The sequence below is a fragment of the Streptosporangium sp. NPDC051023 genome (assembly GCF_040689595.1).
In the GTDB taxonomy this organism is placed as follows: Bacteria; Actinomycetota; Actinomycetes; order Streptosporangiales; family Streptosporangiaceae; genus Streptosporangium.
In genome coordinates this window covers 99,975-123,561 of record NZ_JBFBCE010000002.1, presented here as the reverse complement: position 1 = coordinate 123,561, position 23,587 = coordinate 99,975, and the positions used below count along the sequence as shown (strand labels likewise).

Genomic DNA, 23,587 nt, shown 5'->3' with positions numbered 1-23,587 from the left:
AGCGCGTTTTCCCAGATCAGACGGTGATCGTCGATCGGTCCCGCAGCCCAATCCCCACCGGTCAGCGGCGCAGGGTGAGGCGGAACACGCAGCCGTCGCCGCCCGGCCCCGGGGATCTCACCGTGAGGTCGCCGCCGTGGGCCAGCGCGATCTGACGGGCGATCGGCAGGCCGAGACCGGTGCCGGGTATGTCACGCCGACCGCGCCAGAAGCGTTGGAAGACGTGATCCCGCTCGTCGGCCGGAATTCCGGCGCCGTGGTCGGTCACGACCACTCCGGCCTCGGATTCCGTGACCTCGACGTCGATCTCCACCGTCGAGCCCGCCGGGGCGTACCTGATCGCGTTGTCGACGAGGTTCGAGATCGCACGGCTCACGGTGGGCTCGTCGACGGAGCACACGGCGGCCGGCGGCCCGGTGACCACCAGGCCGATCCCCTTCTTCGCCGCCAGCACCCCGGCGTTCTCGGCGACGCCGCCCACGACGGCCACCAGGTCGACCGGCCGCCGGTCGATGCCGCGGGCCCGCCCGCGAGCGTCGACCAGCAGTTCGTCGATCGTCGCCCGGAGGCGTACGGCCGCCGCGCCCGACCGTTCCAGTCCCCGCCGGTAGACCTCCATGGTGGGTGCGGGATGGGCGAGCAGGACCTCGGCGTTGGTCACCAGCACCGACAGCGGTATGCGGAGTTCGTGACTTGTCTCCTCGATCAGCCGCCGCTGCGTCGCGGCGGCCTGCTCCAGCCGGTCGAGCATCGCGTCGAAACTGGCCGCCAGCGCCATCACCTCGACCGGCCCGTGATCGAGCCCGATGCGCCGGCTCAGGTCGGTCCCGCCGATGTCCTCGGCCACCGCGCGTACCCGGTCTATCGGGCGGACCGCCCGGCCGGCCAGCCACCAGGCCAGGGCGGCGGCGGCCGGGGCGAACGCGAGGACGCTCCACATGAGCCACGGAGACCGGTGAACGGACACGCTCCGGATGCTTTCGACCCCGTTGACCACCTGCGAGGTCGTCTCGGTGTCGGTCACGAGGATCACGCCGAACAGCAGGAGGGGCGGGACGTAGATCGCGAGGAATCCGAGCACGGCGAGCCGAGCCCGCAGCGATCGCCAGGGACGGGTCATGGCTGAGGCACCTTGAGCTGGTAGCCGACGTTGGTGATCGTGATGATCAGCGCCGGATCTCCGAGCTTCTTCCGCAACCGGCTGAGGATCACCCGTACCGACGACGTGAACGGGTTGGCGTGGGCGTCCCACACGTGTTCCAGCAGGTCCTCCGCCGAAAGCACCTCACCGGGATGATGCATGAAATAGCGCAGCAGGGAGAACTCCCGTGCGGTGAGATCGAGCTCGGCGCCCGACCGCCACGCCCGGTGCGCGGCGAGGTCGAGCGTCAGCTCACCCACCCGCAGGGTCGATCCGTGATCGTCGCCGCGGCGGCCCAACGCCCGCAGGCGGGCGACGAGCTCGGCGAAGTGGAACGGCTTGACGAGGTAGTCGTCGGCACCGGCGTCGAGTCCGGCGACCCGGTCGGCGACGGCGTCGCGGGCGGTCAGCACGAGCGTGCGCCGGGGCCGGCGAAGGTCCGGGTCCCACGCGAGCCTGCGCACGAGGTCGAGCCCGTCGCCGTCGGGCAGGCCCAGGTCGAAGCAGGCGACGTCGTAGGCCGTCGTCCGGAGCGACTCCTCGGCGTCGGAATACGTCGTGACCAGGTCCACGGCGTACGACTCGTTACGCAGACCGAGGGCGACGACCTCCGCGAGATCGGGATCGTCCTCGATGAGCAGGATGCGCATGGGAGGTTCCGCGAACGTGCGCCGGTCAGCCGGCCGACCGCGCGACCGACGTCTCGCCCGCTCCGGCCGCCCGGGAGATGACCATGCGGCCATCCTCGAACGCGACGGTCACCTCGGGACCGGTGCGAGCCGGGTCGTCGGGACGGTAACGACCGTCCCCGAACGAGACGAACACCAGATTCGGAGGCTTCGTCGGAGTCTCGGCCGCCTTGATGCCCCCTTGCTCGTTGACCGCGTACCACCCGACGATCGACCGTCTCCCCGCGGTGATGGTGACGTAGGTGCGCAACTCGCCGTCGCTGACCACGGTGCCCGCGAGAGCGACACCGGAGAACGGCCCGAAGGCGGCCTCAAGGGATCCGCGCTCCTTACGGCCCTCCTGCGTCTGCCCGGCGAGCAGCGCCAGCACGCGCTTCTCGTGCCTGCGGAGATCGTCGTCCGTGACGTCATCGCGGGGCGGGAACAGTGCCGCGACAGCGTCCGCGCCCCTGGCGGAGATCACCGGCTTTCCGTCGGCGGTGGCCACGTCGAACGAACCTCCCGTGTCCAGCTTGTATGAGCCGACGATAGCGGCCGGATCGTCACCGCCGGCCGAAGCGTCGGGGACGGCCGAGGCGTCAGGGCCGGGCAACGGGTCACCGGCGAGCAGCGACGGCCCCACCGCGCCGAGCAACTCCTCCGCGGTCACCCGCGCTCTGTTGGACATGATCGCGACCGCCCTTTCCTGTTCGGGGATCCACGCGACAACGGCGTTGTGGCCGACATCGCCACCACCGCCCGCGGTCGAGAGGAACGGCGTGCCGTAGACCGATCCGCCGAACGCCACCCACCCCGGCGTCTCGGATCTACCGCCGCCCAGGTCGTGCCCCGGGCTGCCGATGACCTCGGCCGACTTCCGGGAGACCAACTGCCCGGTGAACAGCGCGTGCGTCCAGGCGGCCAGGTCGCGGGCGGTCATGGCGAGTCCGCCGTTGCCGTCCAGCGCCCAGTACGGCCCCCGGAAGTCACCCGACCTGCCGGCCCGCCCGTCGTCGAGATAGCCGACGGCCCTCGGCCCGGCCGCGGCGGGCTCGCCGCTCCAGAATCCTCCCGCGACGTGTCCGCCGGGCAGCCAGAGGATCTTCGACGCCGTGTAGTCCCGATAGCTCTCGCCCGAGACCTTCTCGACGATGAGTGCCAGCAGCGTGTATCCGGCGTTGGAGTACACGTACCCGGTGCCCGGCTTGAAAGCCGGCTTCAACCTGCCGATCGCCGCCAGGGCCGCGTCACGTCCAAGTGGCTCGTAGTCGCCGCCGTGCGATCCGTTGAGCCCGCTGGTGTGCAGCAGGAGCTGCCTGATCGTCGCCTTGGCCACGGGGCCGCGCAGCTCCGTAAGGAGCTTCCCGGCCCGGTCGTCGAGCGACAGCCTCCCGTCGTCGACGAGACGGAACACGGCGGCGGCGGTGAACGCCTTGGTGACCGACCCGATGCTGAAGACGGTGTCGGCCGTGTTCGGCGCACCCGTGACGTCGTCCGCCACCCCGTAGGCGGCAAGACACTCGAACCTGCCGCCTTTCGAGATCGCGATCGACCCGCTGAACCCGGCCCTGGCCCACGCGCCGAACGCCTCGTCAAGCCCGTGATCACACCGCGCCGCACCAGCGGCAGCGGTGGCACCGGTGGCACCGGCCCGTTCCGGCCGCGGACTGCCGGGACCGGCGGTGCACGCCCCCAGGGCCACCACCAGGACGGCCGTGATCCCCGCAAGAGATTTCTGCATGGGCCGAACGTACGGATCACGGTGCGAACCTGATGTGAACGACCGCGCCGCGGCGGGCCGTACAAGGCGTGACGTCTCCGAGCGAACGATCACCGGCCGCCTTCCGCTGCTTCCCCTCCTGTTGACACCTCCCCTACCGCGACATCATGATGAACAGACGTTCATGAACGCATGTTCATAACGAGTACGTCGCGACCGCACGGGACACGGGGAACGACGAGGTCACCCCACCGCCCGAGGGCCATTCACAGGAGGAACCCGATGAGCTCCATCGTCAACATCCATCAGTCAGAGGCGTGGAACGGCTACGAGGGCAACCACTGGGCCGATCACCAGGACCGCTACGACGCCGTGAACAGCGCGTTCAACGACCGCCTGCTCGCGGCGGCGGCCATCGGGGAACGGGACCGGGTGCTGGACGTGGGCTGCGGCAACGGGCAGCTGACCCGGCTGGCCGCCCGGCGGGCACCTCTTGGTCACGCCGTCGGGATCGACCTGTCCACACCCATGCTCCGGCGGGCCCATGCCAGCGCGGCCATCGAGGGCGTCATCAACGTGACCTTCGAGCGGGGCGACGCCCAGATCCATCCCCTCTCCTTCCCCGGCGTCTCCCCTGTCGGCTTCGACGTGGCCGTAAGCCGGTTCGGGATCATGTTCTTCGCCGATCCGATCGCCGCGTTCGCCAACATCGGCCGTGCGCTGCGCCCCGGAGGACGCCTGGCCATGCTGTCGCTGCGGAACATGGCCGAGCAGGACCTGGGCCCGGTCTTCGCCGCGATGGCACGGCATCTCCCCGCACGTCCCGCCTCGACCGAGCCGGGACACCCCGGGCCCGAGTCGCTGGCCGACCCCGCCCGCATCCACGAGGTGCTCACCGGCGCGGGCTTCGAGGAAGTGGCCGCGACGCCCCTCGACGCCCCTCAGCTGTGGGGCAGGGACACCGAGGACGCGGCGGCCTTCCTGGGCGCGTGGGGACCCGTCCGTTTCATGCTCGACCAGGTCGACGAGGCCGCCGCCGCCCGTACCCTCGACGCGCTCACCGAGGCGCTGCGCCCCTTCGAGGAGGGCGACGCCGTACGGCTGCGCGGCGCCGCCTGGCTCATCACCGCGACCCGCCCCTGACCACGCAACCGTCGACGACCACGCAAGCTCGAAACGGGAACCCGGACCGGGACGGTCGTCAATAGGATGCGACGTGATGTCACCGAGAAAAGCAGCCGCGTTGCGTGACGGGGCCGACGGCCTGAGCCTGCGCGAGCACCTGATCGCCACCGCCGAGCGCCTCATCGCCCAGCGCGGCACCGCCGGGCTCACCGTCCGCGACATCGCTCGTGAGGCGCGGGTCGCGGACGGCGTGCTGTACAACCACTTCGAGGGCAAGGAGGAGCTTCTCGCGCTCGCCCTGCACGCCCACGTCCAGAGCGTCGAGCGCGAGCTGGGCGAACTGCCCGCCAGGCCGGGTGAGGGCACCGTCGCCGGCAACCTTCGCGCCTGCGTCGACTACGGCCTGGCCCTGCACGCGGCGTTCCTGCCCGCCTTCGCGGGCCTGCTCTCCCAGCCCGAGGTCCTCGCCCGCTTCGATGCCCTGCCCAACCCTCTCGGTGACGGCCGGGGACTACGCCTGCTTCTCGCCGACTACCTGCGCGCCGAGCAGGACCTCGGCCGCCTGAACCCCGCCGCCATCCCCGAGGCCGCCGCCATCATGATCGTCGGCACCTGCCACGAGCTGGTCCTCCCCCGTCTGCTCCAGGGCACCCGCCCGATCCAGGCCGAAACACCCCCCGGCTTCCTCGACGACCTGGTCACCACCCTGATGAACGGCCTCGCCCCGCCCCGGGCCTCCTGAGGGAAATCGAGGGTGGACTCGCAGGTGCACGACGGAGGCGGCGACCAGGGGCCCTGCGGCCCTGTGGGAGACGACTACATGGTCTGCTCCTGAAGGGATGACCCCTCTCCCCCTCGGGCGGCGTTCGCGCGGCCGATCCGGATCAACGGAAGATCGCCACGGGCTGGATGTCCAGGCTGAGGGTTTCGGGGTTCCAGCCGTCGACCTTGCCCAGGCAGCGCGCGTGGAACGGCCGGTCGAAGCTGGCCTTTCCACGCAGTTCGTCGGTGGCACAGGTGATCCGGACGTGCGGCCCCTTCTCGCCCTGCTCGGCCGCTCTGTAGGAAGCCAGGAAGACGGTGCCCTCCTGCGTCTCGTCGATCTTCTGGAACCGGCCCTTCACCCAGAGGAAGTCGTCGAGATCGCTCAGGCGGACGGCACAGGAGGCCGCTCCGTCTTCCACGCGGGCCAGCGCTTTGGCCGCGGCGGCGTTCGGAGTGATGTGGCCGCTTCGAAGGTCGGCGTAGACGACCCTGCCGTGTTTCTCCAGAACGTCCATGATGCCGCTGATCACGGTGATCGGCGAGGCCTCCTCGATGTAGGAACGGTAGGACTCGTCGCTGACGCCCCGGCCACCGCCCGCCTTCGAGCCGCCGAACATGGCGGTGAGACTCCAGTTCCCGGTGCTCGTGATCTTCCTCTCCACGTCCTGCCTGAGCGCCGCGCCGAAGCTGCTGATCTGGTAAAGGTCCATCACGGACTGTTCGTGCAGGTAGATGCAGACGCCGACGACGCCGTTGCCGCCGAAGGAGTGCCGACGGCGCTCACGCCGGTAGGCGGCGACCAGGTACCAGGCCGAGGCGCAGAATCCGACGAAAGTTGTTGTCCAGACGAGCATCCAGGGCCACCAGACGCTCCACCAGAAGCTGTCAACGACACCCACGGATCTCCTTGAACGCGCCGAGAAGGGACAACCGGGAAGTGGCGTCGACCGCGTGCCCGCCGGTGGCCGCCGTGACACGACCCAGTTCGGAGAGGTCGGCGTCGCCGAAGCGGACGGCGTAGGTGTGGACGGAGGAGGAGCGCCTTCGCCTGAGGAACTCCTCGGCGCTGATGCCCGCGTTGTTGCGCCCGTCGGTCATGAGCACGATGGAGACCCGCCTGCGGGGGTCGTCCGCGATCAGTTCTCCCGCCTTCCGGTAGGCGTGGTCGAGCGCGGACCAGATCGCGGTGCTGTTGTCGAAGCCACCGTCCGCGACGAAGTCACGCAGGTCGTTCATGCTCCCGTCCTGGCCGACGGTGAAGCTTCTCTCGCCGAGGACGCGGCCACCGAAGCGGATGACGGTGGCCACCTCCCCCCGGTGGAAGCGGACGAACTTACCCGTCGGCGAGTCGTCGGCGCCGCCGAGCCCGGCGAAGGCCGCCCGCAGGGCGGCTATCCGGGCCCCTTTCATCGAGGCGGAGAAGTCGAGGACGAACAACACCTGGTCCGACGTCCCAGTTCCCGGGGACTCGTAGTTCGCCAGAAGCTTGTCGATGACCTTCTTCTGGTCCGGAAAGTAGAGCGCGTTGCCCACCGGGGTGCGCAGCCGCGGATCACGAGAGACCTCGGGGTCGAGGGGACGGCGCAGGGTCCGCTCCATGAGCTCCTTCTGGACCGGCGCGCTCTTCAGCCAGTTCACGACCTTGTCGTAGGCAGCGCGTTTCTCCGGGTTGAGCAGCAGTATCGGGTAGTCCGACATCACGATGCCGTCCTGGGGATAGATGATTTCCAGCGGTTCCCGCAACCGCCCGCTCGCGTTGAGGGACAGCAGCGCGGATTCGTGGTCGATCAGCCCGTCGGCGTCGTCCTGGGCCGCGACGAACTTCTCGACCAGGGCGCCGGAGGTCTCGGCGGTCAGTGTCTCGCCGGAGAAGAAACCCCGGAGCCGGTCACACGAGACGTCTTCCGGACGCAGGACACTGCCCGTTCCGGCGGCGGCGGTCGCCACTCCGACCAGGGCGGCGAGCCCGTTGCTGTCGGTCCTGGGGTCGGCCATGCCGAAACGCAGCAGCCCTCGTGCCGCGCCGTCGGCGATGTCCGCCCACGAGAGCCGGCTGTTGCCGGTGACACGGCGCAGGCGTTCGGCCGTTCCCCGTCTCAGGCCGATGACCACCGGCGAGAACATGGTCTCGACGCTGAGCGGCTGCACGCCCTCGTAGCCTGACCCCTTCAGCTTCACCTGGAAGTAGCGGTCGGAGGACAGCCAGGCCACGTCGTGCCGGTAGTGGCCCGGCTCCAGCGCCTCGTTGGCCTGTACGGTGCCGCGGTAGTCCATCTCCAGCTCGACGCCCGTCTTCTGGCGCAGTTCCTCCAGCATGGGCCGTATGTCGACAAGATCGGAGCTCGCCAGCACGCTTATCCTCGTCGGAGCCGGCTCACCAACGCTGCACGCGGCGAACAACAGTCCGCAGACGACGAGAGCTACCGCCGGTGAGACCCGTCGGCCCATCACTTCCGGCACCCGGCAATGATTTTGATCATTTTTTCCAGGTCGTCCACTCTCGGCATGAGGGATCTGGTGTTGTCACCTTCGGTGACCGGAACAGGAAAGTGCCGCTCGGTGAGCACTCGCGCCAGGTCCTGGCTGGGGGGCACGCCCGGGCCGTCCAGGAGGCGGTAGCCCAGCTCCGCCGTCCGCCGCCGCAGCTCGGGGTCCTTCATGAGCAGTTCGCCGAGCCGGTCGGCTCTGCTCTTGAGCGCGATCAGCTCCGGCTGGGTCACGAAGTGGGGCGACGGATAGAGCAGGACCCGTTGCGAGTCCGCCCTGCCCCACTGGGCCTGGAAGCTGAGCTGGTAGGCGAGGTACTGGTGCTCGTACACGACGACGAGGAGCGTTATCCCTGCCCCCTCGGGCGCGATGTAAGGAGTGAAGATCCCCTTGGGAGCCGTCTGCCCCAACTCCGTCAGCAGAGGCTTGATCCGCTTCGCCAGCGCCTCCGCCTCCGCACCGTTCGCCACCACCTTGCCCTGGTTCTCGACGAAGGCGGCCAGCCCCAGGTAGGTCCCGGCCGAGTTGGTCTCGCACATGTCCGAGGTGTGCGCGAGGATGTTGTTCCCATTCGGGGCGCCGTGTCGTGTGATGCCGATGTCGTTCCAGCTCTTCCTCTCCCGGACCAGGGCGAAGAATTTCTTCATGTCGATGTCGTAGTAGAGCGGGTCGCCGCCGGAGCTCGCCTGGGGGGTGGCGACGCCGTTGTCGAGCAGAGTCTGGGCGTACTGGCGAAAGGTCGCGATGACGATCGGACTGACGAACGGAAGGTATTCCGCGGCGTGGAGGTTGCCCGACCGCCGTTCCGCCATGATCAGCTCTGCCGCGGGCTGCCCGGAGGGGAAGACGAAGTCGTACTGGCTGATTTCGTGCACGGCTATCTCGCGGGACGACGAGACGGTGCTGTGCACCCGGAGGTTGTGCCGCATGAGAATCCTCTTGACCTCCTCGTCGTCGAAGAGCTCGGCTTTCGACGCCATGCTCCCCTCAAGGGTGACGACGGGACGCAACGGCAACAGAAGATAATCTTCATGGACCAGTGCGCCCAGGCCAAGCACAGGGAACACCATCAGGGGCACAAAGATCCGAAGGAAGCGCTTCCTGAGGAAGAGTTTCACAGGACTGGACAGAACAGTCATTTTCGGCTCTTCGGAAACCGCACTCTCAAGTGTCAAAAATCCTCCCACCTGGAAATTCCGCAACCCGAGTGAGGGTCGCCCGGGTTAGCAGCCTGATGGGCTGACGAATAGTGACTTATCACTACTTCGAAAAGAATAGGGATGGAACTATGTTCACAGTCACGATGAAGATGCGGCGGAAAGCGCTCACCCTCTCGATGGGGGAACCGGACATCCCGAAAGCCGACAGACCTCGCATTGGTGAGATCCCGCCCAGCCGGAACGACCGGACGAGATCTTCCCTTCTTTCTCCGGCCCCTTCGGGAAGGAATACCGTGGCTCAGCTCAGCACGTGTCCGCACCGTCGAACGTGCGGGGGCCACGCGGGATCTTGTTCGAGAGCGTGTAGCCCGCTCTCACGGTCCGGCAGGGGCCGTCCGAGCCGTGCGCCCACACGATCTTGAGGTTGAGGCTGCTACCACAGTCGTTTCTGGCGTAACCGGTCTTGGTGATGACGCCCACGTTTTCCCAGACGGTGACACAGCTCGGCGCGTTACCCCGAGCCTTCGCGGTCGCCCCGGCGAGCTGGGCGGGAGAGGCCTGCGCCGCCGGGGCGGACGCCAGGGCCAGTCCGGCCGCGGCGAACAGCACCAGCGCGGATGTCCTCATTCTGCTCATGAACCCTCCTCGGGAGATGTGCCGGCCCTGACGGCCGTCGACGAAGACGAGCGTCGTTTCCGCTTTTTTCTCGCACGGAAACCCGGAAATCTCCGCGATCGCCTTCCCTGGTCTTATAGACGCCCGGCACTCCCTGAAGGTTCAAGACTTTCATGGAAATATTTTCAGCCCCACAAAGCCTTATAGAGCCACAGAAAAACGACATTTACCACACACTTCCCACCGCACGGGAGACCCCCTTGAAGCCATGAAAACAGATAGTCGATGACGAAATAAGGAAATATCAGGATTATTAGGCGTCAAGTAGTCGCCTCGGCCTGTTGCCGCCGGACCCTCGCCTCGACGGCCGGAACACCGCCGAATCGGGGTGTCGGGCGGGCATCGGCCGCAGATGCCGTTCCCAGGCGAAGCGGGGTGCACAGCCCAGGCAGAGCGGGGCGGGGCGCCAAGGGAGTTACCACGGCGCGAGTTCTTTCCGGTCCGCCACCGGTTAGCCGTTGAGAGGGCCGATCGAGATGAAGCTGCCCGCCATCAAGGCCATGACCGCCAGGAAGACGCCGCCCCGAAAACTGCGGCGGTCAGTCGTTTGCTGTCCGGCCACACGACGAAGCCGGTCGCGACGGCCGCCAGAATGCCGATGAGGACTGCGATGACAAGTACGGTCGTGATGATGCCACCCTCCCCCATTGACCCGAACCCTTAATCATGATATTTCGATTTTTATCTACCTCGACAGGACTGCCGCCCACAATGATCGACATCACGTCAATTCTTACCGAGACACGGGAAAGCACAGTACCGCATGGAAGAAAATCAAAAGTAGCCGAAAAAGGAAATTTACCCTCGAAGACACAGGTGGATCCACGTTGATAAATATTGACAAAAATGAGCCCATAATAGGTCGCCTCTATGTACGGGAGCCCATCACAGGATCACTCGGCATGACCAACAATCCAGTCTCCGCGTTGGCGACTCTGCATCCGATCAACGATGAAAAGTACTCGCACCAGGGAACCGCTGAATGCGAACGATGCGGATCAACGGTTGTCATCCGATGTCCGCGAGCCACCGACGTGCGATCACGTCTGGCCAGAGCGAAGCTCGGAGTGACGATTACGACACTGATTCCACTCGCGTTCATCACGTGTGAACTTTATATTTTACTCGGCTCAACGTTCACCGATGACAGCGACAGGGTCAGCCTTGCCTTCGTGGTCCTGATGATCGGAATGCTCCCCATGACAGTATGCATTAATTATTTGAGATTAAGGATCACCGAATCACCACTGGTCTACGAAAATCAACCCGGTAAATCTCTTCCTTGTGGTCATTACGCTTGGTAAGTCCCGCTCAGCAGCCGCATTGTCTTGTCGATACGGCCGTGCTCGGCGATGACGGGCCGCCTTACCTCGCTGGGGGGACGGCGAGTCCGTCCCGGGGCGGACGACCGGGCGGTGTGCGGCGGCCTACCGTCCTTGCGACAGTTCCGCACAGCAAGGCACAGCTAGGAATCACCATGTTCAAGGACTCAGCCGACTTCAGGCGCGTGGCCTCCGGCACGCTGCTGATCGTCGCCCCCCTCCTCCAGGCCGTCGCCGTCGTCCTCGACCCGGGCACCTGGGGCGACGACCGCGAGGCCGTCAGCTACGGCGACAACCCCGCCCTCGCCCAGGTCCAGTCGGCCATGTACCACTGGGCCTACCTGCTCATGGCCCTCGCGGCCATCGGGCTGCTGCACGTGATGCGCCGCAGGGCCGTGGTCTTCGGCCACATCGTGGGCCCGCTGACCGTGCTCGGCTACATCAACCTGTCGAGCCTGCTCATGATCGACCCGGTGGAGTGGTGGCTGGGGCAGCACAACAGCCCCGAGCAGGCCGCCAAGACCCTCGAAGAGATACTGGGCCTGCCCGGCGTCATCTTCGGCTTCCAGATGCCCTGGATCTTCTTCGCCATCCTGGGCCTGCCGATCCTGCTGATCGGCGTCTGGCGGTCCGGTTTCGCGCACTGGTGGGTGCCGCTGGTCGTCGCGCTCGGCTACGGAACCTCCCTGATGATCCCGTACGGCCCCATCACGGTCGTGATGTGGGGCGCCTCCGCGATCGCCCTCGGCTCCCTCGGCGTCAAGATGCTCCGCATGAGCCGCGATGAATGGGTGTCCTACTACCCCACCGCGACCCCCGCCGCGAGCGCCCCAGGCCCGTACGCGAACACCACCGCCTGACATCCTCCCGGCCCCCAAAGGGGCCGGGATTCCCGGCCGAAATCGGGTGGTTCACGTTCACAGCCCCGCGGGTGGGGCAGCGCGGTAACCCCCAGGAGTCGCGGGGAGGCCGGAAGGCTCCGTCGCCCCCAGGAAGGCTCCACCCGTCAACAAGGACCCGTTACCCCGCGAGAGGGATGGCGGGTCCTCCCGCAGGTGGACGCCCCGGGAGGGGACGGGTCCCTACGATTTCCCGCAGAACCCGCCAGCCCCCCAGAGAACCCGCCAGACCACCCGGAGAACCCGCCCGGCCACTCCGCCGGAGCGTTTCCGACAACCTGCCCGGCCCCCGCCCGCCCCCCGAGACCTATCCGATCGCGGCTCCGGGCCGCACCACGCCCGACTCGTACGCGAAGACCACAGCCTGAGCCCGATCCCGGAGATGAAGCTTCATGAGAACCCGCGCCACATGGGTCTTGACCGTGGCCTCCCCGACGAAGAGCTCCCCGGCGATCTCGGCGTTGGTCAGGCCCCTGGCCAGGAAGCGCAACACCTCCAGCTCGCGCGGGGTGAGCTCGGCGAGCTGCGGCGGAGGCGCGGGATCGTGACGCCCCGCGAAGGAGGCGATGACCCTGGTGGTGACGGCCGGATCGAGCAGGGCGTCGCCGCCGACGACGACGCGGATGGCCTCGACGAGCTGCTCGGGCGGCGAGACCTTCAGCAGGAAGCCGCTGGTCCCGGCACGAAGCGCGGCGTAGAGGTTCTCGTCGGTGTCGAAGGTGGTCAGCATGACGACCTTCGGCGGGTCGGGCCAGTCGAGGAGCTGCCTGGCCGCGGTGAGGCCGTCCATGCGCGGCATGGAGATGTCCATCAGCACGATGTCGGGGCGGGTGCGGCGGGCCACGGCGACCGCCTCGAGCCCGTCCGGAGCCTCCCCGACGACCTCCATGCCCGGCTCGCTCTCCACGACGAGCTTCAGCCCGGCGCGGACCATCGCCTGGTCGTCGGCGATCACGATACGGATGCTCATCTCTCCCCCTCCTCTGGCCGTTCTCCGGCCACACAGACCCGCCACGTCACCGGTTCGCGTGTCACCGGCTCATTTGATCCGCTCATCGGCGAACACCTCCTGGTGGGAGATCGGCAGGGACGCGTGAACGCGGAAGCCGCCCTCGGGGCGCGGGCCCGCCTCGAACCTGCCGCCGAAGAGCGCGGCGCGCTCACGCATGCCGACGAGGCCGTTGCCCGTCGACAGCTCGGACGGGGCGCCGCCGCCACCGTCCAGGACCTCCAGCTCGACGCGGTCGACATGGTAGGTGACCGTGATCCGGATCTCGGACTCGCTCGCGTGCTTGACCGCGTTGGTGAGGGCCTCCTGCACGATGCGGTAGGCCGACAGGTCCAGGCCTGGCGGCAGCCGTACCGGGTCGCCGACGGTGTCGAGGGTGATCCGCAGACCGGAGGAGACGAGCGTGCTCACCATGCCGGACAGCAGGTCGAGACCCGGCTGCGGGATGGCCTCGTCGAGCGGCATGCGCAGCGCGCCGAGCATCACGCGCAGCTCGTCGACCGCCTCACGGCCCATCCGCTCGATGCCGAGCAGCATCTCCTCGCTCGCGCTGCCCGTACGGCGCAGCACCCCCGCCTGCATGACCATCATGCTGACGCTGTGCGCGACCACGTCGTGCAGTTCGCGGGCGATACGGGTCCGCTCCCGGGCGACCGCCTCCGCGGCCTGGCGTTCCCTGTCGCGTTCCAACTGCACGGTGTGTGCGGCCAGGCGGTGGACCCTGGCGGCGTAGGCGTGCACGGCGAGACCGGTCAGGTAGGCGGCGCCGAAAATGACCGTGAGGAAGATGACCTCGTCAAAGGGGAGCCAGCGGTGGTCGACGGCGCCCGAGTCGAAGACCAGGACGCCGGTCACGGCCCAGGCGAGGCCCGGTTTGAAGGGCAGCTCGGCGGCGACGGTGTGAAAGACGATCAGCAGGGAGGCGAGCTGCCAGGTCTGGCAGCTCTCGTAGCCCTGCCGGTGCCAGACGTACTGGGCGAGGATCATCAGGATGAAGACCGCGACCGGCGACCGGCGCCGGTACCACACCAGCACACCGGTGACGAGCGCCTGGCCGATCCACCACAGTTCCGGGGTCTCGGTCGCGCCGTGCTCGGTGGCGACGGTGAACGCCTCCAGCGTGCCGAGGGCGATGATCGCGAGGCCGATCAGGAGGTCGGCTCTCGGCACCGCGCGGAGGTGCCGGGTGACCGACGCGACGCCGAGGTGCCGCAGGGACGACGGCGTGCGGGCACGTCGGCCGGACGGCACCCTGCGGGGGTGCCGGAGGAGGGGAGAGGGAACCGCCATGCGGGGAGACTAAACCCTCGCGTCCTTCGTGCATACAGGACAAAACGCCCAGACAAGTGGCTTACAAGTGGGTCACAAGTCAGGACGTCCCGAAGGACACGCTGCGCACGAATCTGTTGGCCAGCGTGGCGTCACATGTGCCCGGTGCGCAGAAATAGATCATAAGGGCGGGTTCGTCCGGTCGTTCCACCGCCCAGCCCGTGAAGTCCAGTTTGCCGCCGCGCTGCGGATCGGTGATCGACCCCTCGATCCGTACGGCAGGCTCCCCGCCCACCCGCACCTGGACCACCTCGGAGAAGACGTTGACCGTGCCCGGCAGCGAGGACTGCAGGGTCTCCTGCAGTTGCTGGGCCCCACTCCTGGGGTCGAGGGTGTCGAGGGTCTGCGCGTAGATTCCGGTCGCCTCCGCCGGGGAGCTCTTGATGATCTCGTTGACCGCCGCCCAGTCGGCGGTGACCGGTGTGCCGAACAGCGCGTCGAACTCCTCCGCCTTCGGCGACGTCACCACGAACACGTCGGCGTGCGGGCGCAGGGTCCAACCGCCGGGATGCTCGAAGGCGATCGGCACGGCGGACGAGCCTGGGTACGAGGTCCACGCGTCACCGCCCCGCAGGACCGTGGCGAGCACCGCGACCAGCGCGACGACGGCCGCGACGGCGACCCCCGCGCCGATGAGGATGCCCCGGCCTCCCCGTCTGGGCGCGCTCTTCCTCCGCTCCCTTTTCTCCCGCTTCGCCGCGTGGGTCTCCTCGCCCCTCGTCTGCTGGGCTGAGGACTGGGCAGGGGGCTGGGTGAGCTGGTACGACTGGCCGCTGATCGCGTCCCGCAGCTCGGCGACGAACTGCGTGCAGGTGTCGTAGCGCTGCTCCGGCGCCTTGGCCAGCGCCCGCATCATGACGCCGTCGACCTCGAGCGGAAGCTCGGGCCTGAGCGTGCTGAGCGGGGTCGGCGCCTCCGCCAGGTGCGCCCACAGGAGCGCGATCTCGTTGTCACGCTGGAACGGCAGCCGCCCGGCCAGCGCCTCGTAGACCACGCAGGCCAGGCCGTACTGGTCGCAGCGGCCGTCGATGTGCTCCTTGTTGATCTGCTCGGGGGACATGTAGCGAGGGGTGCCGATGAACTGGTCGGTCTGGGTCAGCCCGGAGATCGAGGTGCGGTGCTTGGTGATGCCGAAGTCGGTGAGGTAGGCGTGATCGCCCTCGGTGTGGCCCGCGATCAGGATGTTGGCGGGCTTGACGTCGCGGTGGATCAGGTCGTGCGCGTGCGCGGTGTCCAGCGCCGCCGCCACCTGGGCGAAGATCCGGTTGACCTGGCTGATCGGCATCGGCCCCCGGTCGTAGAAGAGGCGGCGCAGGTCGGGGCCGTCGACGTAACGCATCGCGATGTAGAGCGTGCCGTCCTCCGCCGAGTCGGCCTCGTAGATCGGGATGATGTTGGGGTGGTCCATGCTCGCGACCGTCCGCGACTCCAGGACGAAACGCTGGCGGAAGCGGTCGTCCTCACCGAGCAGCGGGTTGAGGATCTTCAGCGCCACCCTGCGGTTCAGCCTGGGGTCGACGGCGAGGTAGACCACGGCCATGCCGCCCTTGCCGATGAGGTCCTCGACGTAGTATCCGGCCACCTCCTGGCCGATCAGGGCTCTGTCGTTGGGAGCCATCACGTCTCCGACGGGTGACCGCAGTAGCCGCAGAAGCGGTGCGCGGGACCCAGCCGCATCCCGCACGCGGTGCAGTACTTCTGCACGACCTCGGTCGGCTTGGTGCTGGTGTCCCGGACCGCGGGAGCGGGCCCGCCGTCCCGCGCGGCCGGTCCGGCCCCGGGATCGCGCGCGACCAGCACGGGCTGACCCGGCTGACCGGGCTGACCGGCCCGACCGGGCGAGGTGGACGAAAGCGGCGAGGAGGGCGTCACCTTGGGCAACGCGGGGAAGGAACGGCCGACCACGACCGTGAGGTCGGCCCCCTCGTCGAGCAGCGGCCGCCGGGGCACCGGCGGAGGGCCTGGCGGGGGCGGCGTGACCGGCTCCTCCCGCCGCTCCGGCTCTGGTTCCTCCTCCGCGGCTCCCCTCCTGCGCCAGAGCAGGAACGCTCCAGCCAGTACGGCCAGCACCAGCAGGCCGCCCGCGACGAGGAACGGCCACAGGGGAAGCCCGGCGCGAGCGCCACGAGCGGCGGCGTCCGCCTTCCTGGCCCCCTCGTCCTCCGCGGTGCCACGTTTCTGCTGGGCCGTCTTCAGGTGGGCCGCGGCCACGGTGTGCCCGGGGTAGAGGTCGAGGACGCGCTGGAAGGCGGGCACCGCGTCGCCGTAGTAGTGGGTGTGGAAGCGGGTCAGCGCCTGCTCGAAGGCCGCGTCGATCGGCCCTCTCCTGGGCGTGACCTTGGCCTCGGCCAGCGCCTTGGTGATCTCCCGCACGCCGATCATCCGGGCGTCGTTGCCACCGCCGACCAGCAGCCCGACGACCTCGCCCTTCTTGTCCTCGATCACCGGGCCGCCGAGCAGGCCCCTGTCGACGAGCGCGCCCAGCTTCTGCGGCTCGTCGACCTTGCCCTGCGGGTCCCTGAACTGCCTGCCGCCCTCGCCCGCGCCTCCGGCCCTCAGGTGGCCGATGTCCACGGTCTCCTGCAAGCCCGCGGCGGGCCGCCCGGTGAAACCGGCGACCGCGACCGGGGAGGCGTCCTTTTCCGGCACCTGGGCCGCGAGCGGCGCCGTCGGCAGGCCCGCGCTGCCGTCGGCACGGCCGACGGGCATCAGCACGGCGGGACTGTCCGGCTTGTCTCCCGCGCGGACGACCTCGGCCTTGAACCCCTCCTCGTCCGGCGGGGAGATGTTGGGGAAGACGCGGATCTCGGTGGTGACGTCGATGATGCAGGTGGCCGTCGGCAGCTTGGGCGGGTAGCACTCCTGCAGGTGGTGGTTGAGCAGACGGTCCTTGATCGTGTGCCGCTCGAAGTCCTCGGGGATCTTGACCTTGTGGTGCTCGGCGAAGATCTTGTTGGCGGCGTAGACCGCGACGTCCTTGTCACTCTTGACCACCCGGGTGAGGGTGACGATGCCGCCCTCGGGGTTGACGACGGTCCCGGTGCCGTCGCCGATCGGCACCTCGTAGCTGCGCTCCACGTGGACCAGCTCGCCGATGTGGTCGAGCAGGGTGATGTCGACGTGCGCCTTGGCCTCGACCCTGACGACCGCGGGAGTCACGAGGTCGGTGATGCCGCTGGGATGCTCGTGTGCCAGCGCAGGGGTCGTCACGGCGGTCGCGAGAGCGAAACCGCCGAGGAGCGCCAGAGCCAAAACGAACCGCCGCATAGCCACTCCATAGGGGGGATAAGGACAAGCGTGGCAACCGTAGTGCAGAAGTCAATAGAACAGCACACGGATAAGCGTTTGATAGACGAACAGTCGCCGTTTGGCCAGCGCACACGGCGGAAGATCCATCGGGCGCGGCGGCCACGATGGGGTCGCCAGCCGACAAAACGTCTATATCGGACAGTCCTTCAGGGGAGGAGAAGGCCTCCGGAGGCCGGAGCGGTCACGGCCTCACAGGCGACGGCCCTGTGACGTCACAGACGATGGCGGGCGTGCGGACGCCGGGAGTCATACCCGGCGGCCGAGCACGGAGAGGTGAACGTGGAGGGATGGGAGACGAGAGCACGCGCGGAGAGAGGCGGCCGATCAGCCGCGAGGACGCACCAGCACGGCGGGATCGAAGCTGAGCTCGAACGGGGCGACCAGATCGGCCGGTTTGCCCGCGGCGTGCTTGCTCGCGAGTTTGTAGTCGTCTCCCACGAGCTCGAGGACGTGCAGGCACGGCCCCTCCGACAGCTCGACCCGCCAGTACAGCTCGATGCCCGCCGCCGCGTAGGCGGAACGCTTCATGTGCCTGTCGCGCATCTGAGTCGTCGGGCTGACGATCTCGACGGCCAGCAGGATGTCGTCTGGCGTGAACATCAGCTCCGTCTCCGCGACGGCCTCCGTGGGCACCACAACGAGGTCGGGGATGAAGAAGTCGCGGGGACCCACCCGGAGGTTGACCTCCTGCAGCGGCTGGAACTCCGGCGGCGCGGCGTCTTCGAGAATCCGCGCGAGACGGAGACTGGCGAACTGATGCAGGGGGGTTGGAGAGGGACTCACCAGTAGGCTCCCGTTGAAGAGCTCGTAGCGGTTCCCGTCGTCGGGAAACTTGAGCAGGTCGTTGACGGTGAACGGCGGCTCTCCTGGAAGAACCGTCCGCCTGGTCGTCGGCTCCGTCGTTGCCATCGCGGTCACCTGCTCAGTATCGGGAGTCTCGCCTCCGTCCACATGCTACTTCCCACAATTCTCTAACCCGAAGTAACCGCTCCATCACGATTCACCCAGTCGCGGGTGCCCTGCCGTACGGCGGCGTGCACCGCGCGGGCGACGCGGGCGCCCCAGGTCGACCTGGGACCGCCGAACAGCTCCTGGGGGCCCTCGTCCCGTACGGCCACGCAGACCGCGTCGGAGGCGGTTCCCGTGCCGGGGAAGCCCTCCTCGGCCAGCGCCTGTGTCTTGGCCTCGGTGACCGTCATGACGGCGTTGACCAGGGCCGCGTCGGTCATCGCCACCGGGAGGGCGACGATGATGTTGATCGTCCCCGGGAGATACATGGGTGCCAGCTCGGGGTCGGGGACGCCCTCGGGGGCCGCGGCCCAGGTGGGGACGCGCAGGCCGACGGTCACCGCCGCCTCGACTCCCCCGTCGGCCGCCGTGGTGAACCGGTCGACGGAGGCCGCGGTCAGCATGCCGACGCCGGGGCCCGGCGGAGCCAGCTCCAGCAGGTGCTCGACCGGGTCCATCCGCGAATAGCCGCCGACCACCTGGGCGTTGAGGACCCACTCGACCGGACCGATGCCGCCGCCGACCATCGCCGAGGAGATCGCCCGCCAGCCGGGGCCGAACTCCCACAGCAGTGAGGCCAGCCTGGCCCCGTCCTCCTCGCGGTGGCTCAGCCTCATCGTCTGCTCCGAATGTTCGTCCGCCTGCCGGAAAGATCCATTGTGCGCCTGAGGACTCCCCGACCCGCCCCGATCGTGGAGAGCTCGCCACTCCGCCCCCGGCGGCGATCCGGGCCCGCCGCCCCTCAAGGACGCTCCAGGTGGACCTCTGGCCTGCCGCCCGTGCCGGTCGCCATGCGGACCCGGGCGCCGAAGTGCTCGCCGATCAGTTCCTCGGTCAGGACCTCGGCCGGGGTGCCCGAGGCCGCCGCGCCGCCGTCCGCGAGGAGCATCATCGAGTCGGCGTACTGACCCGCGAGGCTCAGGTCGTGCAGGGTCGTGACCACGGTCAGCCCGTCGGCCAGTCTGAGACGGTCGAGGAGTTCGAGGACCTGCTGCTGGTGTCCCAGGTCTAGGGCCGTGGTCGGCTCATCGAGCAGGAGTACGGGCGCCTGCTGCGTCAGTGCCCTGGCGAGTACGACCCGCTGGCGCTCGCCGCCGGACAGGTTGCCGAGCGCGCGCGAGGCGAACGAGGACAGGTCGAGCCGCTCCAGCACGGACGCGGTCACCTCCCGGTCCCGGCGGCTCTCCCTGCCGAGATTGGGAATGTACGGCGTGCGGCCCAGCAGGGCGTAGTCGAAGACGGTCATGTCGCCGGGAAGCGCCGGGGTCTGCGGGGCGTAGGCGAGCAGGCGGGCCCGTTCTCTCGGCTTGAGCCCGCGCACCGGCATGCCGTCGACGAGCACGTCGCCGGAGTGGGGAAGCACCCCGGCCAGCGCTCTGAGCAGCGTTGACTTGCCCGCCCCGTTGGCCCCGATGACGGCGAGCCAGTCGCCGCCGCCGACCTCGAACTCGACGCCGGACAGCACGGTCCGCGTCCCGAGGGCGACGGTGAGGCCCCTCACCTCGACGCGGCTCATGTGTCCACCCGCCTGGTCAGGCGGAGCACGGTCACGAAGAACGGCGCCCCGACGAAGGCGGTGACCACGCCGATCGGCAACTCGGCCGGAGCGATCACGGTCCTGGCGATCAGGTCGGCCAGGACCAGGAAGGCGGCCCCGCCGACCAGCGAGAGCGGGAGCACGACCCGGTACGACCCTCCGGCCAGGCGGCGGACCACGTGCGGGACGACGATGCCGACGAAGCCGATGAGCCCGCTGACCGCGACGGCGGAGGCGGTCGCCAGGGAGGCGGCCAGCAGCACGACGAGCCTGACCTTCGCGACGTTGAGGCCGAGGCTGGCCGCCTCGTCGTCACCGACCGACAGGACGTCGAGCAGCCTGCCGTACAGCAGCATGACCGCCACGGAGACCAGAGCGTACGGCAGGACCAGCCAGACCTGCTCCCAGCCGCCGCCGACGTTGCCAAGGATCCAGCTGTAGACACGCTGGAGCTCCTCGACGTTGAGCTGCTGCAGGAAGGTCTGGATCGCGGTGAGGAAAGACGTGACGGCAACCCCGGCCAGGACCAGGGTTGCGGTGCCGCTGCCCCGGCCCGCGACGTTACCCAGCGCGTAAGCGAGCAGGACGCCGCCGATCGCCCCCGCGAACGCGGCGGCCGGCACGAGGAGGGAGTTGCCGTCGCCCGTCGTGAACACGATCGCCGCCGTGGTCGTCAGGCCCGCTCCGGCGGCGGCCCCCAGCAGGTAGGGGTCGGCCAGCGGGTTGCGGAACACGCCCTGGTACCCGGCCCCCGCGCAGGCCAGCAGCCCGCCGACGATCGCGGCGAGCAGCACCCTGGGCACCCTGAGCTCGAACAGCAGCGCCCGCTCGACCGGTGCCAGTCCCGAGTCGATCGAGACGAACGGCAGCCAGTCGAGCAGTTGCAGCGCCACCTTCTGCGGCGCTATGTCCGCCGCGCCGACCAGCAGCGCGGCGAGCATGCTCGCCAACAGGACGCAGCAGGCCACGAGCGCGGCGAGCGGGCCGAGCCTGGTCGCCCGCGGCGGGCTCAGCGGTTTCGCCCGCGACGGGCCGGGCCGGGACACCCCGGGTCCGTGCCCCGCCGAGCCTTCAGCCGTGGCGGCAGGGGCTCCTGGAGAGACGGAGGAAGGGGAGAGGTCGGTCACTTAACTCTTCGCGGCCTTCTTGACGGCGTCGCCGACCTGCTCCGCGAGGTCGGCGATCCGGGGACCCCAGCGGGAGGCGATGTCGTCGTCAAGGGCGACGACCCGGTCATTCTTGATCGCGGAAAGTCCGGACCAGCCGGGACGCTTGGCGAGGGTCTCCCTGGACTGGCCGCAGCACTTGGTGTCCCCGAGGAAGACGATGTCCGGGTCGGCCTTGGCGACGAACTCGGCGGAGAGCTTGGGGTAGCCGCCCGCCGCATCGGGAGCCTTGTCGGCGATGTTGGTCAGGCCGAACAGACCGTAGATCTGGCCGATGAAGGTGGTGGAGGTCGCCGAGTAGGGCGTGTTGTCCAGCTCGTGGTAGTAGGTGAGCTTCTTGTCCCGGGGGGCCGCGGCGGCGATGGCCTCGATCCGCTTCCTCATCCCGGTGGCGACCTCCTCGGACTTGGCCTTGTTACCCGTGGCCGCGCCGAGGTCGGTGATCTGGTCGTAGGCGTCGTCGAGCTTGGTCGCGGCGGGTTCGAGCAGCACGGGGACGCCGAGCGTGCCCAGCTTGGCGACGATGCCGTCGATGTCGTTGGCGAGCACGATCAGGTCGGGCTTCCTGGCGACGATCGCCTCCACGTTCGGCTTGAAGCCGGACAGGGTGCTCTTCGGCGCCTCCGCGGGGTAGTTGGACTGGTCGTCGGCCGCGACGACCTGGGGGCCCGCGCCGACGGCGAAGAGTCCCTCCGTCGCGGTCGGCGACAGCGAGACGATCCGCTCCGGCCTCCTCTGGATGACGACCGGGCCGTTGCCCGCCTGCACCGTGACGGGGAATCCCGCCGCCCCGGAGGATCCCGCCGTGGACGCCGGGGAGGGCGCCGCCGAGGTCGCGGTCGTGATCTGGGCGGTCGCGTCCTGGGGGGCGGGCGAGTTCTGACCGCATCCGGCCAGGCTCAGCACACCGAGCAACGCGCCGATGAAGGCGGTACGTACGGGCCTCACGCGAGGTCCTTTCGGTCATCGGAACAGAGAGACCCGGAAGGGACGAGGGTCACCCTTTTCCACGAGGGTTGACGACGTCGGCACAGCGGAAGGCGACCTGGCTCGGTCCCCGGGCACTCGGCCCTGGCACCATGACAGTTGCGGGACAGCGCCGGACTCACACCGGACTTCGCTACGCGCTGCACGTCAGACAAACGCTATCAATCCCCTTGCACAGCTCAGCGTCAAGGTTCGGACACCAGGTTTTCACCAGGTGTGCACCTCACCAGAACACGGCAAAGCCACGCAGGCACCCCACCGCACAGCGCGCGGACGGGGCCAAACTCTTTAGCCGAGCTGCCGTTCCGCGGCGGCGATGATCTCCTGTAGGCGCAGGCCGTGCGCGGCGTCGAGGGGATGGCCGCCACCGCGTTCGACGGTCTCGGCGAACTCGGCGAGCATGACGGCGAAGACGTCGGAGCCCAGCCGGCCCCCGTCGATGTGCTCCCTGCCGAGGCGGCCGTAGACGTCCACCTGGGAGGGGGGCGTCTCGCCCGGGACGCTCATGCACAGCGAGGCCTCGCTGACCGCGCCCGTCTCGTGTTCCAGCAGCAGGCCGACCCAGCCCCGCGGGTTGCCGTGGGCGCGGACCTCGGTGACCCGGCCGAGCGCGGCGTCCAGCATGTCGATCATGTGCGGGCCGACATCGAGGATCGCGCCGCGCTCAAGGCGCCACGGGGTGGCGAAGTCGCCGCCGAGCATGGATCCCGAGACGCTGACGGCGTGCCCTCCGAAGGGTTCGAGGGCCGAGACCCTGGCCAGGAACGCCCTGGTCGCCTCCGAGTAACGCCAGGTGAGAACCATCTGGGAGGGCACGCCCGCCTCGGCGACCGCCTCGGCCAGCCGCCGTGCCCCGGCCAGGTCCGCGGCGAGCGGCTTCTCCAGCAGCAGCGCCTTGCCCGCCCTCGCGGCGAGCACCCCCAGCTCGGCCTGTACGGCGGGCGGCACGGAGAACGCGACCGCCTCGCAGTTGTCGAACAACTCCTCGATCCGCTCGAAGACCGGGACGCCGAATCTGGCGGCGGCCGCGGGACGCCGGGCCCACACGCCCACCAGGCGCGTGTCCGGTCCGGCCGCCAGCATCGGCGCGTGCACCATCTCCGCCCACGGCCCCGCGCCCACCAAACCCACAGATATCGTCACTGCCCCAGCTTCTCACGGCTCCCTTCCCCGATCGCGCGTTCACCTGCGGAGCGTCGTGTCCCACCACCATGCCTCACCGGGGCGTCCGCGTCCGCACCTCCATGCGCCCGCCGGGGCGGGCCGTACCGGCAGGGCGC

Annotated in this window: 20 protein-coding genes; 3 read left to right on the top strand and 17 right to left on the bottom strand. The window is 68.9% G+C overall.

Annotated features, from left to right (window positions below; genetic code table 11):
* Positions 1 to 61: 61 nt before the first annotated feature.
* Genes AB0395_RS02035 through AB0395_RS02025 form a run of 3 tightly spaced genes read right to left on the bottom strand, consistent with a single transcriptional unit; the run spans position 62 to position 3,550 of the window.
* The gene (locus AB0395_RS02035) at positions 62 to 1,120 is read right to left on the bottom strand and encodes a HAMP domain-containing sensor histidine kinase (protein WP_366276072.1); all 1,059 of its coding nucleotides are present in this window, start codon (positions 1,118 to 1,120) and stop codon (positions 62 to 64) included.
* Complete coding sequence (locus AB0395_RS02030) at positions 1,117 to 1,791, bottom strand: response regulator transcription factor (RefSeq protein ID WP_366276070.1); 675 nt, start codon at positions 1,789 to 1,791, stop codon at positions 1,117 to 1,119. Before AB0395_RS02030 ends, AB0395_RS02035 begins: the two co-directional genes overlap by 4 nt.
* 25 nt (positions 1,792 to 1,816) lie before the next feature.
* Positions 1,817 to 3,550 carry a serine hydrolase domain-containing protein gene (locus AB0395_RS02025; protein WP_366276069.1) on the bottom strand — a complete coding sequence of 578 codons (1,734 nt, stop codon included), beginning with the start codon at positions 3,548 to 3,550 and terminating at the stop codon, positions 1,817 to 1,819.
* Positions 3,551 to 3,811: 261 nt separating this feature from the next.
* On the opposite strand from AB0395_RS02025, the gene AB0395_RS02020 reads away from it, so the two are divergent.
* Together AB0395_RS02020 and AB0395_RS02015 are read left to right on the top strand one after the other, a co-directional pair.
* Positions 3,812 to 4,672: a methyltransferase domain-containing protein gene (locus AB0395_RS02020; RefSeq protein ID WP_366276068.1), complete on the top strand. Its 861-nt coding sequence runs from the start codon at positions 3,812 to 3,814 to the stop codon at positions 4,670 to 4,672.
* 76 nt (positions 4,673 to 4,748) lie between these two features.
* Positions 4,749 to 5,396 carry a helix-turn-helix domain-containing protein gene (locus tag AB0395_RS02015; protein WP_366276067.1) on the top strand — a complete coding sequence of 216 codons (648 nt, stop codon included), beginning with the start codon at positions 4,749 to 4,751 and terminating at the stop codon, positions 5,394 to 5,396.
* Between the two features lie 142 nt (positions 5,397 to 5,538).
* Here the strand turns inward: AB0395_RS02015 and AB0395_RS02010 are convergent, their stop codons facing one another.
* The 4 genes from AB0395_RS02010 to AB0395_RS01995 form a co-directional block, all read right to left on the bottom strand.
* Positions 5,539 to 6,318 carry a hypothetical protein gene (locus tag AB0395_RS02010; protein ID WP_366276066.1) on the bottom strand — a complete coding sequence of 260 codons (780 nt, stop codon included), beginning with the start codon at positions 6,316 to 6,318 and terminating at the stop codon, positions 5,539 to 5,541.
* Complete coding sequence (locus AB0395_RS02005; RefSeq protein ID WP_366276065.1) at positions 6,305 to 7,771, bottom strand: VWA domain-containing protein; 1,467 nt, start codon at positions 7,769 to 7,771, stop codon at positions 6,305 to 6,307. The genes AB0395_RS02010 and AB0395_RS02005 overlap by 14 nt, the downstream gene beginning before the upstream one ends.
* Before the next feature lie 95 nt (positions 7,772 to 7,866).
* A complete protein-coding gene (locus AB0395_RS02000; protein WP_366276064.1) occupies positions 7,867 to 8,922 on the bottom strand; it encodes a hypothetical protein in 1,056 nt (351 codons plus the stop codon).
* A gap of 447 nt (positions 8,923 to 9,369) precedes the next feature.
* Positions 9,370 to 9,702 carry a hypothetical protein gene (locus AB0395_RS01995; RefSeq protein ID WP_366276062.1) on the bottom strand — a complete coding sequence of 111 codons (333 nt, stop codon included), beginning with the start codon at positions 9,700 to 9,702 and terminating at the stop codon, positions 9,370 to 9,372.
* A 1,516-nt stretch (positions 9,703 to 11,218) separates the two neighbouring features.
* Between AB0395_RS01995 and AB0395_RS01990 the strand changes: the two genes are divergently transcribed.
* Positions 11,219 to 11,923 (top strand): hypothetical protein, encoded by a 705-nt coding sequence (locus AB0395_RS01990; RefSeq protein WP_366276061.1) that lies wholly within the window; start codon positions 11,219 to 11,221, stop codon positions 11,921 to 11,923.
* A gap of 346 nt (positions 11,924 to 12,269) precedes the next feature.
* Here AB0395_RS01990 and AB0395_RS01985 read toward each other — a convergent pair whose 3' ends face one another.
* From AB0395_RS01985 to AB0395_RS01940, 10 genes are all read right to left on the bottom strand, one after another.
* Entirely contained in the window at positions 12,270 to 12,932 is a 663-nt protein-coding gene (locus tag AB0395_RS01985; protein WP_366276059.1) for a response regulator transcription factor, read from the bottom strand.
* 69 nt (positions 12,933 to 13,001) lie between these two features.
* On the bottom strand, positions 13,002 to 14,261 hold the full coding sequence (locus AB0395_RS01980; RefSeq protein ID WP_366276057.1) for a sensor histidine kinase: 1,260 nt from the start codon (positions 14,259 to 14,261) through the stop codon (positions 13,002 to 13,004).
* Between the two features lie 79 nt (positions 14,262 to 14,340).
* Entirely contained in the window at positions 14,341 to 15,918 is a 1,578-nt protein-coding gene (locus AB0395_RS01975) for a serine/threonine-protein kinase (RefSeq protein WP_366276055.1), read from the bottom strand.
* Positions 15,918 to 17,567 carry a hypothetical protein gene (locus AB0395_RS01970; protein WP_366276054.1) on the bottom strand — a complete coding sequence of 550 codons (1,650 nt, stop codon included), beginning with the start codon at positions 17,565 to 17,567 and terminating at the stop codon, positions 15,918 to 15,920. The genes AB0395_RS01975 and AB0395_RS01970 overlap by 1 nt, the downstream gene beginning before the upstream one ends.
* Before the next feature lie 366 nt (positions 17,568 to 17,933).
* Complete coding sequence (locus tag AB0395_RS01965; RefSeq protein WP_366276052.1) at positions 17,934 to 18,518, bottom strand: Uma2 family endonuclease; 585 nt, start codon at positions 18,516 to 18,518, stop codon at positions 17,934 to 17,936.
* A 62-nt stretch (positions 18,519 to 18,580) separates the two neighbouring features.
* A complete protein-coding gene (locus AB0395_RS01960; protein ID WP_366276051.1) occupies positions 18,581 to 19,234 on the bottom strand; it encodes an adenosylcobinamide amidohydrolase in 654 nt (217 codons plus the stop codon).
* A gap of 125 nt (positions 19,235 to 19,359) precedes the next feature.
* Positions 19,360 to 20,133, bottom strand: a complete 774-nt coding sequence (locus tag AB0395_RS01955) for an ABC transporter ATP-binding protein (RefSeq protein WP_366276049.1) — start codon at positions 20,131 to 20,133, stop codon at positions 19,360 to 19,362.
* Positions 20,130 to 21,095, bottom strand: a complete 966-nt coding sequence (locus tag AB0395_RS01950; RefSeq protein WP_366276224.1) for an iron ABC transporter permease — start codon at positions 21,093 to 21,095, stop codon at positions 20,130 to 20,132. The genes AB0395_RS01955 and AB0395_RS01950 overlap by 4 nt, the downstream gene beginning before the upstream one ends.
* A 186-nt stretch (positions 21,096 to 21,281) precedes the next feature.
* Positions 21,282 to 22,268, bottom strand: a complete 987-nt coding sequence (locus AB0395_RS01945) for an ABC transporter substrate-binding protein (protein WP_366276048.1) — start codon at positions 22,266 to 22,268, stop codon at positions 21,282 to 21,284.
* A 327-nt stretch (positions 22,269 to 22,595) separates the two neighbouring features.
* Positions 22,596 to 23,450 (bottom strand): Gfo/Idh/MocA family oxidoreductase, encoded by an 855-nt coding sequence (locus AB0395_RS01940; protein ID WP_366276046.1) that lies wholly within the window; start codon positions 23,448 to 23,450, stop codon positions 22,596 to 22,598.
* Positions 23,451 to 23,587 lie beyond the last annotated feature (137 nt).

Coding starts and splice junctions, on each gene's coding strand:
- AB0395_RS01980 (WP_366276057.1), bottom strand. CDS start 14,261: ATGGCGGTTCCCTCTCCCCTCCTCCGGCACCCCCGCAGGGTGCCGTCC.
- AB0395_RS02020 (WP_366276068.1), top strand. CDS start 3,812: ATGAGCTCCATCGTCAACATCCATCAGTCAGAGGCGTGGAACGGCTAC.
- AB0395_RS02030 (WP_366276070.1), bottom strand. CDS start 1,791: ATGCGCATCCTGCTCATCGAGGACGATCCCGATCTCGCGGAGGTCGTC.
- AB0395_RS01950 (WP_366276224.1), bottom strand. CDS start 21,095: ATGCTCGCCGCGCTGCTGGTCGGCGCGGCGGACATAGCGCCGCAGAAG.
- AB0395_RS01975 (WP_366276055.1), bottom strand. CDS start 15,918: ATGGCTCCCAACGACAGAGCCCTGATCGGCCAGGAGGTGGCCGGATAC.
- AB0395_RS01960 (WP_366276051.1), bottom strand. CDS start 19,234: ATGAGGCTGAGCCACCGCGAGGAGGACGGGGCCAGGCTGGCCTCACTG.
- AB0395_RS01990 (WP_366276061.1), top strand. CDS start 11,219: ATGTTCAAGGACTCAGCCGACTTCAGGCGCGTGGCCTCCGGCACGCTG.
- AB0395_RS02015 (WP_366276067.1), top strand. CDS start 4,749: ATGTCACCGAGAAAAGCAGCCGCGTTGCGTGACGGGGCCGACGGCCTG.
- AB0395_RS01965 (WP_366276052.1), bottom strand. CDS start 18,518: ATGGCAACGACGGAGCCGACGACCAGGCGGACGGTTCTTCCAGGAGAG.
- AB0395_RS01955 (WP_366276049.1), bottom strand. CDS start 20,133: ATGAGCCGCGTCGAGGTGAGGGGCCTCACCGTCGCCCTCGGGACGCGG.
- AB0395_RS01970 (WP_366276054.1), bottom strand. CDS start 17,567: ATGCGGCGGTTCGTTTTGGCTCTGGCGCTCCTCGGCGGTTTCGCTCTC.
- AB0395_RS02035 (WP_366276072.1), bottom strand. CDS start 1,120: ATGACCCGTCCCTGGCGATCGCTGCGGGCTCGGCTCGCCGTGCTCGGA.
- AB0395_RS01985 (WP_366276059.1), bottom strand. CDS start 12,932: ATGAGCATCCGTATCGTGATCGCCGACGACCAGGCGATGGTCCGCGCC.
- AB0395_RS01995 (WP_366276062.1), bottom strand. CDS start 9,702: ATGAGCAGAATGAGGACATCCGCGCTGGTGCTGTTCGCCGCGGCCGGA.
- AB0395_RS02025 (WP_366276069.1), bottom strand. CDS start 3,550: ATGCAGAAATCTCTTGCGGGGATCACGGCCGTCCTGGTGGTGGCCCTG.